This is a genomic window from Chelatococcus reniformis (genome assembly GCF_014640075.1).
In the GTDB taxonomy this organism is placed as follows: Bacteria; Pseudomonadota; Alphaproteobacteria; order Rhizobiales; family Beijerinckiaceae; genus Camelimonas; species Camelimonas reniformis.
Genome location: NZ_BMGG01000001.1, coordinates 191,301 through 206,595 on the forward strand (window position 1 = coordinate 191,301; position 15,295 = coordinate 206,595).

A 15,295-nucleotide genomic window follows, 5' to 3' on the forward strand; every position below is an offset into this window, starting at 1 on the left:
CTGACGCGCGCCGGAGCGGCGCGGCCAGGAGAACTGGATGAGCAACGTGCCGCAGCGGGCGGCCCTGCGCCCGCCGTCGGAACCGCGACGCGAGCAATCGAGGTTGGACCGTCTGGTTGAACGTTCCCGCCGCGCGCTGCTGTGGGAGCGGGCTTGGCCCGCCATCTGGCTGCCGCTCGGCGTGCTCTGCATATTCGTGACGCTCGCCTGGCTCGGCGTCTGGATCGATCTGCCGCCCCTGGCCCGTGCCGTCGGCTGCGGCTTGTTCGGCCTGGCATTTCTGGCCTCGCTGGTCCCGCTGCTCCGCCTGCGTCTGCCGTCGCGCCGCGACGCACTGTCGCGGCTCGACCGGTCGGCTGCCTCGCCCCATCGCCCGGCGATGGCGCTGGAGGACACGCTCGCGCTCGGCAGCGGCGATGCCGCCGCCAAGGCGCTATGGGCGCTGCACCAGCGTCGGGCCGCCGACAGCCTGGCGGGCCTCACCGTGGCGCCGCCCGCCCCGCAGATGACGCGGCGAGACCCCTATGCCCTCCGCGGCCTCGCCATCGTCGCCTTGGCCGCCAGCGCCTTCGTCGCCGGGCCCGAGTTGGCGAGCCGTCTCACCTCGGCCTTCGACTGGCGCGGCCTGCCGAGCGCCGGCGCGGACGTGCGCATCGACGGCTGGATCGATCCCCCGCTCTACACGCGCCTTCCGCCCCTCATTCTCGACTTCAAGAGCGGCCAGCCGGCGCACGTGCGGGTGCCGGTGAACAGTACCCTGGTGCTGCGCGCAGCCGGCCGCAGCCCGCTTGCGGTCGACACCGACGCCGGCCTCAAGGAACTCCCGCCGGCGCAGGCGGGCAACAGGCCGACGAGCCCGCAGTTGAGCGAGCACCGCTTCACGATCGCGGCCAATGCCGACGTCTCCGTGCGCGCCGGCCCGTCCAGCGGCCGCCTGACGGTGGAAGCGATCCCCGACAAACCACCTCAGATCGCGCTGGTCGGCCAGCCCCAGGCCAACGCACGCGGCTCGCTGACGGTCACCTACACCGCCAAGGACGACTACGGCCTCGCCTCGGCCGAAGGCATGGTGGAGCGCGCAGACGGCCGCAGCGGCCGCACGCTGGTCGAGCCCCCCAAGCTGGCGCTCGCTCTGCCGAGCGAGGCGGCCGGCGACGGCGAGACCAAGACGACGGTCGATTTGTCGGACAGCCCTTGGGCCGGCGCCCGGGTCAAGCTCACCCTGGTGGCGCGCGACGAGGCGGGCCAGACGGGAACGAGCGCGACGGCGATCGTCACCCTGCCGCAGCGGCCCTTCTCCAAGCCCCTCGCCCGCGCCCTGGTGGAGCAGCGCCGCGATCTGATCATCGAGCCCGAACAGCGCCGGCGGGTCCAGACGGCCCTCGACGCGCTGCTCATCGCGCCGGAGCTGTTCATGCCTGAGCCGGGCGTCTACCTCGGCCTCAACTTCGCGGCTGACCAGTTGCGCCAGGCCAAGACGGATCCGGACCTGCTGGAGGTCGCCAACTACCTGTGGGAGATGGCGCTGCAGATAGAGGACGGCGACCTGTCCGATGCCGAGAAGGCCCTGCGGGCCGCTCAGGAGGCTGTGCGCCAGGGGCTGGAGCGCGGCGCGCCCGAGGACGAGATGCGACGGCTCACCGACGAGTTGCGCCGCGCGCTCGATCGCTTCGTCAGCGAGTTCGCCCAGCGTCAGCAGCAGAACCGCGATCAGGCTCAGGACCAACGCAGCGACCCCAACGGCCGCACGGTGACGCCGGACGATCTCAAGAACATGCTGAACCGCATCGAGGAGTTGTCGCGCCAGGGCGCGACCGCGGAGGCCCAACGGCTGCTTGAGGAGTTGCGCAACATCCTGGAGAACCTGCGCACGGCCCGGCCGGGCCGGCAGCCGAACCCGATGGCGCGCGAGCTCAACCGCTCGCTCGACGAGTTGGACAACCTGATGCGCGACCAGCAGGGCCTGCGCGACGAGACCTATCGCAACGGCCAGCAGCGCATGCCGAACAGCCGCAGCCAGCAACAGCAGCGCCGCGGCGAAGACGGCCAGCGCGGCGGCCAGCGCCGTGCACCGGGTGAGCGCGGCGGCCAGCAGCAGATGGGCGAGGGTGAACAGGGGCCCTCGCCGGAGGAGCTCGAGCGCCGCCAGCAGGCCCTGCGCCAGCGCCTCGAGAACCTGCAGAACCGACTCAAGGGCCTCGGCATGGAGGGCGAGCAGGGGCTCGACGACGCCGGGCGCGAGATGGGCGACGCCCAAGGTTCGCTCGGCCGCGGCGAAGCGGGCGATGCGGTCGACTCGCAAGGCCGGGCCCTGGAGGCCATGCGCCGCGGCGCCCAGGGATTGGCCGACCAGATGCAGCAGCAGGGCAACGGCAACGAGCAGGCCGACGGCCAGGACGGTGAACCGGGCCGCCCCGAAGGTCGCGCCCAAGGGGCGGAGGACACCGATCCCCTCGGCCGGCCGACGCGGGGCCGCGACTGGGTGGACGGCCGGGTCAAGATCCCGAGCGGCGCCGACGCAACCGTGGCCCGCGCGCGGCGCATCCTGGAAGAATTGCGCCGCCGCCTCGGCGAGCCGGAGCGGCCGCGAGAGGAACTCGACTATCTCGAGCGCCTGCTCAGGCCGCGCTGAGGTCTTCCGCCGCGACCCGGCACGTCCTGCGGCTCGGCCCGCAGGCCCCTCGCGCTCGGCTGCCCCGCGCCGACCGCGAGATCGACCCAGGGGGGACCGCGGCTTCCTATCGCATCGCCCGGCCGTCAGATCAGGCTCTATATCCGGCAATAGGCCGGATGAGCGGATCCTCTTGCGGCGCCTCGGCTCCGCGGCTCTTCGTGCACCGGGCCCCTCCGTCGCCGATCGAATGCAGTCGGCGGACGGTCCACGGAGGACGCGGCCCGACGCAGCCCGCGATCAACCGCAGGAGTGAACCATGAGCGGATCGAACTGGATCGTCGGCATTGCCGTCGCCGCCGTCGCCGTGGTGCTCATCATGGGCCTCGTCAACATGATGCAGGGCGGCAGCGCCGAGCGCTCGCAGAAGCTGATGCGCATGCGCGTCCAATTGCAGTTCCTCGCGGTCATCATCATCATGGCCGTGCTGTGGTGGCGGGGCACGTAGGCCGCTCGTCCACCACCGATCGCGGAAGCCTCGATCCGCCTCGGTGCCGGCGCGTGCAACAGCTTGCGCACCGGCCGCGATCCGGCTTTATCTCGACATGGAGGCCATGGCGGAAGCCGTCGCCGCTGGATCGAGAATCCGCCGCCAGGAGGCTGCCATGGTCGCGTTGAACCGCATCTACACCCGGACCGGCGACGCGGGCACGACCGGCCTCGCCAACGGTGAGCGACGCAAGAAGCACGATCTGCGCGTCGAGGCCTACGGCACCGTCGACGAGGCCAATGCGGCCGTCGGCATGGCACGGCTCCATACCAGCGGCGATCTCGACGCCATGCTCGCTCGCATCCAGAACGACCTGTTCGATCTGGGCGCCGATCTCGCCACTCCGGAAACCGGCAAGCCGACCAAGCACGAGCCACTGCGTGTGCGCGAGAGCCAGGTGCTGCGGCTCGAAGCCGAGATCGACGCGCTCAATGCGCCGATCGAGCCGCTTCGGTCGTTCGTGCTGCCGGGCGGCTCGCCGGCCGCCGCGGCGCTGCACGTCGCCCGCACGGTCTGCCGCCGCGCCGAGCGGCTGGTCGTCGCACTGGCCGATCAACCCGACGAGGCGGTATCGCCCACGGCTGTCAAATACCTCAATCGCCTGTCGGACTTCCTGTTCGTCGCGGCCCGCGCGGCGAACGGCAACGGCCGCTCCGACGTGCTGTGGGTGCCGGGCCAAAACCGCTGATGGCGCCCGCCTCGGGGCTTCGCGGCGACAAATCCCTGGTGCAGCCTTGCCGCAGCGGCACACGCCGTTGACATGGCGCGTCGGCGCGCTAGGTTCCGGCCCTTCAAGAGACGGGCTCTCATCATCCTTTCGATGTGACGGAGCGTGATCCAGGCGAGGGGCGCCTGAACGGGCGCGGCGTCGCGGGAGACGAGCGAACGTACAGCCGACCTCTCGGCTGCACGGCTCTCGGGCGACATGCGGCGGATGAGCGGCCGGCTCTTGCACTGTCTATGCGCGAAGGGATGCCCGTATGAAGATACTCGTGCCCGTGAAGCGGGTCGTCGACTACAACGTCAAGATCCGTGTGAAACAGGACGGTTCCGGCGTCGAGCTCGCGAACGTGAAGATGTCGATGAATCCCTTCGACGAGATTGCCGTCGAGGAGGCGATCCGGCTGAAGGAGAAGGGCAAGGCGACCGAGATCGTCGCCGTCTCGATCGGGCCGGCGCAGTGCGCCGAGACTATCCGCACCGCGCTCGCCATGGGCGCCGACCGCGGCATCCTGGTGAAAACCGACGGCGCAGTCGAGCCGCTCGGTGTGGCCAAGCTCCTGGCGAAGGTCGTGGCCAACGAGTCCCCGTCCCTGGTCATCCTCGGCAAGCAGGCGATCGATGACGACAGCAACCAGACCGGCCAGATGCTGGCGGCGCTGCTCGGCTGGTCCCAGGGCACCTTCGCGTCCAAGATCGAGGTCGATGGCGACAACCTGGCCGTGACGCGCGAAGTGGACGGCGGCCTGCAGAGCGTCTCGCTGAAACTGCCGGCCATCGTCACCACCGACCTGCGCCTCAACGAGCCGCGCTACGCCTCGCTCCCCAACATCATGAAGGCCAAGAAGAAGCCGCTCGACGAGACCACGCCCGAGACCCTGGGCGTCGACGTCGCAGCGCGCCTCAAGGTGCTGAAGACCGTCGAGCCGCCCAAGCGGCAGGGCGGCGTCAAGGTCGCCTCGGTGGAGGAGCTTGTGCAGAAGCTGCGCAACGAGGCAGGAGTTATCTGACATGACGACCCTACTGCTCGCCGAACACAGCGGATCGGCGCTGAACGACGCCACCGGCAAGGCGCTGACGGCCGCCAAGGCGCTGGGCGGCCCTGTGCATGTCCTGGTCGCCGGCGCGGGCGCCCGTGCGGCCGCCGAAGCGGCCGCCAAGCTCGACGGCGTCGACAAGGTGCTCCTCGCCGAGAACGCGGCGTACGAGCACGGCCTGGCCGAGCCGCTGGCAGCCCTGATCGTCTCGCTCGCCGGCTCCTACGACGCGATCGTCGCCCCGGCGACGTCGACCGGCAAGAACGTGACGCCCCGTGTCGCCGCGCTGCTCGACGTCATGCAGATCTCCGAGGTCACCAAGGTCGATTCCCCCGACACGTTCGAGCGGCCGATCTACGCCGGCAATGCCATCCAGACGGTGCAGTCTGGCGACGGCAAGAAGGTGCTCACGGTGCGCACCTCGGCCTTCCAGGGGGCCGGCCAGGGCGGCTCGGCGCCGATCGAGGACGTCACCGCAGCAGCCGATCCGGGCCTCTCCGTGTTCAAGGGCGAGGAACTGTCGAAGTCCGACCGGCCCGAGCTCGCCTCCGCCAAGATCATCATCTCGGGTGGCCGGGCGTTGGCCTCCTCGGAGAACTTCACCAAATACATCGAGCCGGTCGCCGACAAGCTCGGCGCGGCCATGGGCGCCTCGCGCGCCGCAGTCGATGCGGGCTTCGCGCCCAACGACTGGCAGGTCGGCCAGACCGGCAAGGTGGTGGCCCCGCAGCTCTACATCGCGGTCGGCATCTCCGGCGCCATCCAGCATTTGGCTGGCATGAAGGACAGCAAGGTCATCGTCGCCATCAACAAGGATGAGGAGGCGCCGATCTTCCAGATCGCCGACTACGGCCTGGTGGGCGACCTGTTCACCATCCTGCCGGAGCTGGCGGCGGCGCTGGACAAGTAGGATCATCCCAGGCGGGCCGGCGACGGCCCGCCTGGGATCGTCTGTGACCCGTTGTGTCAACCTGTTGCTGCGTCGAGACATAGCGTCGGCTCGGCGGTGGGAGCTTCGGGAACGACCGCCGGTCACGGCAGAATGAACGCATCGGCATGCGGGGGCGGCTATCAAATCCCCGGGGTGACCGGTACGTTAGGCGAGCTGGCACGCAGTGCGGCAATGGCGCCGAGCTCTCCCATCGAGGGGCTGCGGCGACGGCAACGGCCCGGATGGCGAAGCAATGGCGAGCGAAATTAGGAAAGTCGGCATCATCGGCGCCGGTCAGATGGGCAACGGCATCGCCCACGTCTGCGCCGTCTCGGGCTTCGGTGTGCGCCTCAACGACCTGACCGAGGATCGCGTCAACTCGGCGCTGGCGACGATCAATGGCAATCTGGCGCGACAGGTGGCGCGTGGCCAACTGAAGGACGAGGAGCGGCGCGCCGCACTCGACCTCATCGCCCCCAGCTACGACTATGCCGATTTCGACGATTGCGACCTCGTCATCGAGGCGGCGACCGAGAACGAGGACGTCAAGCGCAAGATCTTCGCGGCTCTCTGCCCGGTGCTGCGCAGCGACACCATAGTCGGGTCGAACACGTCGTCCATCTCGATCACGCGCCTCGCCGCCTCGACCGACCGGCCCGAGCGCTTCATCGGCATGCATTTCATGAACCCCGTGCCGATGATGCAGCTGGTCGAGCTGATCCGTGGCATCGCGACGGAGGATGCCACCTTCGAGGTCGCCAAGACCTTCATCCGCCGGCTCAACAAAACCATCACGGTGGCCGAGGATTTCCCGGCCTTCATCGTCAACCGCATCCTGCTGCCGATGATCAACGAGGCCATCTACACCCTGTACGAGGGGGTAGGCTCGGTCGATTCCATCGACAACGCCATGCGCCTCGGGGCCAACCACCCCATGGGCCCCTTGCAGCTCGCCGATTTCATCGGACTCGACGTCTGCCTCTCGGTCATGCAGGTGCTGCATGAAGGGCTCGCCGACTCCAAGTACCGGCCTTGCCCGCTGCTGGTGAAATACGTCGAGGCCGGCTGGCTTGGCCGCAAGACGCGGCGTGGCTTTTATGATTATCGCGGCGAAAAGCCGCTGCCCACGCGCTGAGCGTCGCGCCCGGCGCCGCACTGCGAAGCCTTGCGCCGCAGGCGTCTCATCCCCGCCACCAGATGGGCGCACGAGGTTCACAACGCCGTCACACCCTGTGTAGTCTATTGACGCGCAACAGATTCGCGCCTCTTGTGCGGCCGCTGGAGCGACCGTCGTCGCGTCAGCCGGAGCATTTCAGGTCCGATTCCATCGGTCAGGAAGCGCTCCACGGGCACGTCCCGCGAACGGCCTCACGTGTGGCTCGGGTCATGCTCGAACACAGCAGTTAGCGAGCGGACTGCGATTCGCTGCGGATCGGACTCTGCTCCTGCGACTGGAGGTGGCTGAGTGACGGTCCACGTGCCCCTTCCCGCGTCACCGGAGGCGTGCCCCGCCCTGGTGCTCAATGCGGACTACCGGCCGTTGAGCTATTACCCGCTCTCGCTGTGGGGCTGGCAGGATGCGATCAAGGCCGTCTTCCTCGATCGCGTGAACATCATCTCCTACTACGACACGCTGGTCAGAAGCCCGAGCTTCGAGATGCGGCTGCCGTCGGTCGTCTCGCTCAAGACCTACGTCAAGCCGTCGCGGCAACCGGCGTTCACCCGCTTCAACGTGTTCCTGCGCGACCGCTTCACCTGCCAGTATTGCGGCAACCGCGAGGACCTGACTTTCGATCACCTGATCCCGCGCTCCAAGGGCGGCCAGACCACATGGGACAACGTGGTCACCGCCTGCTCATGCTGCAATCTGCGCAAGAGCGACTTTCTGCCCAGGGAGATCGGCATGCTGCCCGCCGCCATGCCCTACCAGCCCAGCGTGCACGACCTGCACCAGAACGGCCGCCATTTCCCGCCGAATTATCTGCACGAGAGCTGGATGGACTACCTCTACTGGGACACCGAGCTGGAGCCCTGATCGCGGCGCACCCGGCACCCCGGGTCTCGCCGGCTTCGTGCAAACCTTGCACAGGTGCAAAGGGCATCAGGCGCGGCGACCGCTTCTCCGGCCAGGACCGCCTGCCTAACTGTGCGCCAGAGCCCCCACGCATGAAAGGGCAACGCACATGCAGCTCACCGGCCTCCACCACGTCACCGCCGTCTCCGCCGATGCGGCCGGCAATCACGCCTTCTACACCGGCGTGCTCGGCATGCGCCTGGTCAAGCGGACGGTCAATCAGGACGACGTCAGCGGATATCACCTGTTCTATGCCGATGAGGCAGCGTCGCCCGGCAGCGACCTCACCTTCTTCGAATGGCCGGTGCCGCAGGAGCAGCGCGGCGGCGACAGCGTCGTGCGCACCGCCCTGCGTGTGGGCAGCGCCGAGGCGCTCGCCTATTGGCAGCGCCGGTTCAACGAGCTCGGTGTCACGCACGGTGTCGTGACGGTCCGCGACGGGCGGCCCACGCTGGACTTCGAGGATCCGGAAGGCCAGCGGCTGGCGCTGATCGATGACGGCGGCGCGGGCGACGCACACCCCTGGGATCGTAGCCCGGTGCCGCGCCCCTATCAGATCCGCGGGCTGGGCCCGGTGACACTCTGCGTGACCGGGCTGGACAAGCTCGATGCCGTCCTGACCAAGGTCATGGACATGCGCATGACCCGCAGCTACGCCGACCCGGCGCTCGGCGAGGTGCGGGTCTACGAGATGGGCGTCGGTGGCCCGGCGGCCGAGCTCCACGCGGTGGAGCGCCCAGAGCTGGAACGCAGCGTGCAGGGTGCCGGCGCCGTGCATCACGTGGCGTTCCGCACGCCGGACCCCGCCCAATACCACGCCTGGACACAACGCCTGGACGCGCTGCGCGTGCCTAACAGCGGCGAGGTGGACCGCTTCTACTTCCGCAGCCTCTATTTCCGCGAACCGAACGGCATTCTGTTCGAGATCGCCACCGATGGGCCGGGCTTCGCCACCGACGAACCGGCGGACAGGCTGGGTGAGCGGCTCGCGCTGCCGCCGTTCCTGGAAGGGCGGCGGGCCGAGATCGAGGCCGGCCTGAAGCCGCTGCCGACGGCCTGAGCGGAACGTCGCCACGGCTGCGGCCGAAGGCGTCCGGGGCGGCGGCGACAGCTGTGGGTGTCGCGGGCCTCAATAGCGCCGGAAATCGTTGACAGAAGGACGTTCTCGACCCATTTGGCGGGTCTGGGGCGGTGTGCGTGCGCGCGGCTCCGTCCGTGCTTCCGGTCGCTGGAGCGCGTTCAGATCAGGTGAAACCATCTGATCGGGACATGCTCCAGCGGCGGAGGCTATTGCCGGCTCGACGCCTACCCCGGACCGGACCGGAGCGGGCATCAAGTCCGGAACAGCAGGTTTACCGGGTTCGGCGCCGCCGAGCCGCCTTCTCGCGGAGGCGCGCGCTCCCGGACCCGTCCGAAAGGCCCTTCATGTTCGGCGCTCTCGCGAAAAAAATCTTCGGCTCGGTCAACGACCGACGGCTCAAGTCGTACGCGCCTCGCGTGCAGCGGATCAACAGCCTCGAGGCGGAGCTCGCTGCCCTGAGCGACGATGAGCTGCGGGCACGCACCGAGGCCTTCCGTGCCGAACTCGCCGCCGGCAAGACGCTCGACGACATCCTCGAGCCCGCCTTCGCCACCGTGCGCGAGGCGGCGAAGCGCGTGCTGGGCCAGCGCCATTTCGACGTGCAGCTGATCGGCGGCATGGTGCTGCACGAGGGCGCCATCGCCGAGATGAAGACCGGCGAGGGCAAGACCCTGGTCGCCACGCTGCCGACCTATCTCAACGCGCTCGCCAGCAAGGGCGTGCACAACGTCACCGTGAACGACTATCTGGCGCGCCGCGACTCCGAATGGATGGGCCGCGTCTACGGCTTCCTGGGGCTCAATGTCGGCGTCATCGTGCACGGGCTCGACGACGACGAGCGCCGGGCCGCCTACGCCTGCGACATCACCTACGGCACGAACAACGAGTTCGGCTTCGACTATCTGCGCGACAACATGAAGTACGAGATCGCGCAGATGGTGCAGCGCGGGCACGCCTACGCCGTCGTCGACGAGGTCGACTCCATCCTGATCGACGAAGCACGCACGCCGCTGATCATCTCCGGCCCGCTGGATGACCGTTCGGATCTCTACAACGAGCTCGACGGCCTCATCCCGCAGCTCACCAAGGCCGACTACGACCTCGACGAGAAGCAGCGCACCGTCTCGCTGACCGAAGCAGGCAACGAGCACATCGAGGAGCTGTTGCGACAGGCCGGGCAGCTCGAGGAGGGCTCCCTCTACGACGCCGCCAACGCCACCCTCGTCCACCACGTCAACCAGGCCCTGCGGGCGCATACGCTATTCACGCGCGACAAGGACTACATCGTGCGCAACGGCGAGGTGGTGATCATCGACGAGTTCACCGGCCGCATGATGCCAGGCCGGCGCTATTCGGAGGGGCTGCACCAGGCGCTCGAGGCCAAGGAGCATGTGCAGGTCCAGCCGGAGAACCAGACCCTCGCCTCGATCACCTTCCAGAACTATTTCCGCCTCTACGCAAAGCTTTCCGGCATGACCGGCACGGCTGCCACCGAGGCCGACGAACTCATGGACATCTACAACCTCGAGGTGGTCGAGATCCCCACCAACGTCCCGGTCAAGCGCCTGGACGAGGACGACGAGGTGTATCGGTCGGTCCCGGAGAAGTTCAAGGCCATCGCGCGCGAGATCGCCGAGGCACAGGAGAAGGGCCAGCCAGTCCTGGTCGGCACCACCTCCATCGAGAAGTCGGAGTACCTGGCCGAGTTCCTCAAGCAGAATGGGCTGACGCAGATCGACTTCGGCAAGCCCGACGTGCTGGCGCCGCTCTACGCTGCGGCCCGCTCGGGCAAGGCCTCCAAGCACTTCGCCGTGCTCAACGCCCGCTTCCACGAGCAGGAGGCGTTCATCGTCGCCCAAGCGGGCGTGCCCGGCGCCATCACCCTCGCCACCAACATGGCCGGCCGTGGTACTGACATCCAGCTCGGCGGCAACGCCGACATGCGCATCCGCCAGGAGCTGGAGGGTATCGCCGAAGGCGATGAGCGCGACGCCAAGGCCGCCGTCATCCGCGCCGAGGTGGCCGAGCTGAAGCAGCGGGCGCTCGGCGCCGGGGGCCTCTACGTGCTCGGCACCGAACGCCATGAGAGCCGCCGCATCGACAACCAGCTGCGCGGCCGCGCCGGCCGCCAGGGCGACCCCGGCCGCTCCAAATTCTTCCTGTCGCTGCAGGACGACCTGATGCGCATCTTCGGCTCGGAGCGCATGGACAGCATGCTGCAACGGCTCGGCCTCCAGGAGGACGAGGCCATCGTCCACCCCTGGATCAACAAGGCGATCGAGAAGGCGCAGGGCAAGGTGGAAGCCCGCAACTTCGACATGCGCAAGAACATCCTCAAGTACGACAACGTCATGAACGACCAGCGCAAGGTCGTGTTCGAGCAGCGCCGGGATTTCATGGCGGCGGAGAGCGTGCGCGAGACCATCGACGAGATGCGCCGCGGCACTGTCGACGATGTCGTGGCCGACGGCATCCCCCCCGAGGCCTATCCGGAGCAATGGGACGTGGCGGGCCTCGCCGAGAACGTGCAGCGCCAGCTCAACCTCGACGTTCCCGTTGGCGATTGGGCCAAGGAAGAGGGCATCGCCGACGAGGAGATCCGCGAACGCCTGCGCAAGGCGGCCGACGGAGCCTACGCCGCCCGGGTCGAGACGAACTCGCCCGAGATCATGACCTACATCGAGAAGCAGGTGCTGCTTCAGACCCTGGATCATCTCTGGCGCGAGCACCTGGTGACGCTCGATCACCTGCGTCAGGTCATCGGCTGGCGCGGCTATGCCCAGCGCGACCCCCTGAACGAGTACAAGTCCGAAGCCTTCCAGCTCTTCGACGGCCTGATCGGCAATCTGCGTGAGCAGGTCACTGCCCAGCTCATGCGCGTCGAAGTGATGTTCGAGCCGCCGGCGGAGCAGCAGTTGCCGCCCATGATAGGCCACCACCTGGATCCGCAGACGGGCTTTGACGAAATGGCGGCGGCGGAACAGCCGAGCTTTGCGAGCGCCGGCCTCGGCGCCATGCCGGAGGAGCTCGCCACGCTGCAGCGTCCGCCGGCGAAGGATCGCGATCCGAGCGAGCCCGCCAGCTGGGGGAAGGTCGGCCGCAACGACCCCTGCCCCTGCGGCTCGGGCAAGAAGTACAAGCACTGCCACGGCCGCCTCGCCTGACGGGGCGGCGGCGGAGCGGGATCGACGCCGCGGCTGTCCCCGGCAACTCCGACCTGCAGCGCGATACGGCGGGCATCGCTCGGGAAGCGGGTGACGACGGCCGGGTTGCTGCACCAACGGCATGTGTGACGCCCCCGAGGAACCGGGCACGAGATAGCCGGATTTTCGGGGACCGGGGGCGGTCGCGGGATTGCCAACGCGACCCCAGGAGCATGTCGATCCAGTCGAACGACGGGTTTTGACAGGGAGATGCGTCGGGCTCGGTGCCGGCCCGTCGCGGCAACTGGTCTCGGCGCAGCCCGTACCGCTCCGTCATGCGCACACAAACAAAAAAAAGCGGCGACCCGAAGGTCGCCGCTCGATCGCTCTTCTCGACGGGCGCGCGGGGGCACGCCCCGCGCATCCGGACGTCAGCTTATCGCGGCAGCAGGTCCTTCAGGCCCGAGAGGGTGAAGTCGGCCGAGAGAGTGGCCACGAATGCCGCGCCGCACCACTTCGACTGTCCGGAGCCAGTGGCGGTGCCCTGGGGATCGCTGGTGTTGAGGTAGCAATCGCCCTTGTTAAGGTTGGTGTCGTAGTAGCGCAGATCCAGGGTCAGATTCTTGTAGGTATACGCGGCGCCGACGTTCCAGGTCGTATAGCTCTTGAGCTTGAGCGGTGTGCCGTAGGAGGTGACCGCCAGCCGCGAGTTCACGTAGCCCAGGTCGTAGTAGCCGAGTTCGCCCGAGACGGAGAGGCCGGACGGCATGAAGCCGAGGAAGCCTTCCGGCACGTTGTACTTGGCGGTAGCGTTGACATACGTGCCCGGGGCGCCCGTGCCCAGCCAGTTCCAGGCGTAGTAGACGCCGGCACCGAGGATATAGGTGTCGTGGGCGTTGTAGGTGACGGCGGCGTGAACTTCGCCGAAATCCGTATTCTTCGGCGTCAGATAGATCGGTGCGTCAAACGAGGCGCCGGTGAGATAGTTCGTGTAGGTCGTGTAATCGGGGCTCAGCAGACGGCGCTCGTTCGGGTAACCGTAGAGGATGTAGCCGAAGTCGAAGGTCAGGGGGCCGAACTTAGGCCGAATACCGGCCGTGAAGTCGCACTCGCACGACGGCTTGGTGACCAGATCGACCTTGGAGTAGAAGAAGCCGGCATACAGGAAGTTATTGAAGAACTGAGCTTCCGCGTAGCCTTGGATGACCGGCTTGTTGTTCGACTGCGAGATGCCGCGGAAGATGTAGTTGGTGGTTCCCTTCACGCCGAAGAGGAGCTCGAAAGGAACGTCCGGTGTCGCCGGCGCGGCCGCAGGCACCTCCAAGTCGGCTGCCGCGACATTGCCTGCCAGCAGCGTCGCGCCGGCGATTGCCGCGAAGCAACCCAGAATTCGTCTTGTTTTGAACATGCCAGGCCCTCGAACGTGTCCGTCTTATGGTGCCAAGATCCGGGAATTAGGCGTATTAGCAATTCATATGTTTAAGCAGACTGCTCACCGAATGGGCAATTTGCCCCTCAACCGGAGGTCTATTCCAATCTGTGACCCGCAAGACACAGCCAAAGGCGTGCGGGCAAATGCAGCATACGGCAGGGCTGACCGTACCGCTCAACGGCCAAGTTGCTTTGGCCGCGGTCGGCGTTGCCTGAACGCTCGAGCTCAAAACCCGTTTGAAAGCTGATTCGGCATGCCGATCGCAGCGAGACACGCAACCGGCGGCTGCGCCGGCCTGGAGCGGACCGATCGCGTGATCATCGCTTCAGCTGGCGTGGCGATGGACGGGGTCTCGCCCAGCCGGCAGCCTAGCATGTCTGCGCCATTGGATGATCCCATCCCATCCAATGGCTCAATGCGCTAGTGCATCCGCGTTTCTTCGAATTGCCGAAATGCTCTATCTCTTTGATTTGACGCGTTTATTAACGCGAACCGGCGTCCATTTCGCTCGAAAACGCTCTAGAGCCGGCTCAGCGCTAACGGGCGATGAGGAGCGTCGCCGCCGACACCTTGCTGGTGATGGCCCGCATGCGCTGATCGGCAGCGGCCCAGTCGATTCGGCTGCGCCGCCGGCCCGCCGCCACGCTCCGCCCGCCTTTGGTGCGCGCCTGCACGACCGACCGCGCCTTCCCCCGCGGGCCCGGGAAGACCTGGGCGCCCGCCGCCGCCGGTTCGCCGAACGTCGCCTCCGGCAGTTCGCCGGTCACCGGATAGCCTTGTGACGTGAGCACCGCGCGCACGCGCCGGCAATAGTCCACCGAGCGCACCGAGAAGCGCGTCTCGCCATGCCCTGCCCGGTATTTCATCACCGTCGTGCAGATGTCGCGGCTCGCCAGCTGCCAGGCGCGGGCAAGATAGGTCACGCCGTAGCGCACACTGTTCTCGGGCTGAGCCAGATCGGCCTCGGTGCCAGAAAAACCCATCATCCGGGCGGTCGACGGCAGCACCTGCATCAGGCCGACCTCACCGGCGCCGCCGATGGCCGACGAGTTGTAGCCGCTCTCGACCTCCGCCACCGCATCGGCGATCTGCGGCGGCAGCCCCAGTTTAAGCGCCTGCGTGCGCACCTTGATGCGCAGCCCCGCCCGGTCCGCCGACGTGACCGGCCGCACCACTGCGGGCTTCGGCGCCGCACCTTCCCTGGCTTCGGCATCAGGCTTCGCCGAACCGCCCTCGCCGCTCGCCGGCCCCGCACGCGCCCCTGCCGTAGCCGACGGCCCGGCTCCCACCGCGGGGCTAACCCGGTCGGGGGTCTTCGTCTGCGCCATGGTAGCCTCGCGAAGCTTGGCGCTGAGGTCGGCATCGCGGAGCGGCGGGCGACCCGCATCGTGACTGGCGGAAATCCGGCCTGCAATGCCGTCGGCAGGTGGGGCCGGCACAGAGGGCCCGTCGGCCGCCGGCAGCGGCGGAACCGGCAACGGAACGTCCAGCGGCGCGATCGACGCGGGAAGACGCGCGGCCGACGGCTCAGCCACCGGCTCAGCGACCGCCGCACCAGCGACGAAGCCGGCTACGATAACGCACGCCAAACGCATCGTCGTATCTCCGCGTCTGCACCGCAGGCGTGTACCAGGCCGCCCGCGGCGGCCGAAGGGCGATCGACCTTCGATAGCAGCAGATGGCGGGCGGCGAAATAGCCCAAGCGGCGCGCGATCT

General features: G+C 68.0%; 11 protein-coding genes. 9 read left to right on the forward strand and 2 right to left on the reverse strand.

Translation table 11 applies throughout. The features are described 5' to 3' along the window. The first annotated feature begins 37 nt into the window (after positions 1–37). The 9 genes from IEW34_RS00865 (at position 38) to secA (ending at position 12,168) form a co-directional block, all read left to right on the forward strand. On the forward strand, positions 38–2,632 hold the full coding sequence (locus IEW34_RS00865) for a TIGR02302 family protein (RefSeq protein ID WP_188607246.1): 2,595 nt from the start codon (positions 38–40) through the stop codon (positions 2,630–2,632). Positions 2,633–2,930: 298 nt separating this feature from the next. Next, a complete protein-coding gene (locus tag IEW34_RS00870; RefSeq protein WP_188607247.1) occupies positions 2,931–3,119 on the forward strand; it encodes a twin transmembrane helix small protein in 189 nt (62 codons plus the stop codon). 157 nt (positions 3,120–3,276) lie between these two features. Then, entirely contained in the window at positions 3,277–3,849 is a 573-nt protein-coding gene (locus IEW34_RS00875) for a cob(I)yrinic acid a,c-diamide adenosyltransferase (RefSeq protein WP_188607248.1), read from the forward strand. Between the two features lie 292 nt (positions 3,850–4,141). Continuing rightward, complete coding sequence (locus tag IEW34_RS00880; protein WP_188607249.1) at positions 4,142–4,891, forward strand: electron transfer flavoprotein subunit beta/FixA family protein; 750 nt, start codon at positions 4,142–4,144, stop codon at positions 4,889–4,891. 1 nt (position 4,892) lies between these two features. Beyond that, positions 4,893–5,828, forward strand: a complete 936-nt coding sequence (locus IEW34_RS00885; protein ID WP_188607250.1) for an electron transfer flavoprotein subunit alpha/FixB family protein — start codon at positions 4,893–4,895, stop codon at positions 5,826–5,828. 274 nt (positions 5,829–6,102) lie between these two features. Next, positions 6,103–6,984 (forward strand): 3-hydroxybutyryl-CoA dehydrogenase, encoded by an 882-nt coding sequence (locus tag IEW34_RS00890; RefSeq protein WP_188607251.1) that lies wholly within the window; start codon positions 6,103–6,105, stop codon positions 6,982–6,984. Positions 6,985–7,314: 330 nt separating this feature from the next. Then, a complete protein-coding gene (locus tag IEW34_RS00895; protein WP_188607252.1) occupies positions 7,315–7,884 on the forward strand; it encodes an HNH endonuclease in 570 nt (189 codons plus the stop codon). Positions 7,885–8,032: 148 nt separating this feature from the next. Beyond that, complete coding sequence (locus IEW34_RS00900; protein WP_188607253.1) at positions 8,033–8,983, forward strand: ring-cleaving dioxygenase; 951 nt, start codon at positions 8,033–8,035, stop codon at positions 8,981–8,983. Between the two features lie 365 nt (positions 8,984–9,348). Continuing rightward, entirely contained in the window at positions 9,349–12,168 is a 2,820-nt protein-coding gene (gene secA / locus IEW34_RS00905; protein WP_188607254.1) for a preprotein translocase subunit SecA, read from the forward strand. Positions 12,169–12,583: 415 nt separating this feature from the next. Here the strand turns inward: secA and IEW34_RS00910 are convergent, their stop codons facing one another. Together IEW34_RS00910 and IEW34_RS30875 are read right to left on the reverse strand one after the other, a co-directional pair. Next, a complete protein-coding gene (locus IEW34_RS00910) occupies positions 12,584–13,555 on the reverse strand; it encodes a TorF family putative porin (RefSeq protein ID WP_188607255.1) in 972 nt (323 codons plus the stop codon). Positions 13,556–14,115: 560 nt separating this feature from the next. Next, positions 14,116–14,907 carry a lytic transglycosylase domain-containing protein gene (locus IEW34_RS30875; RefSeq protein WP_188607256.1) on the reverse strand — a complete coding sequence of 264 codons (792 nt, stop codon included), beginning with the start codon at positions 14,905–14,907 and terminating at the stop codon, positions 14,116–14,118. Between the last annotated feature and the right edge of the window lie 388 nt (positions 14,908–15,295).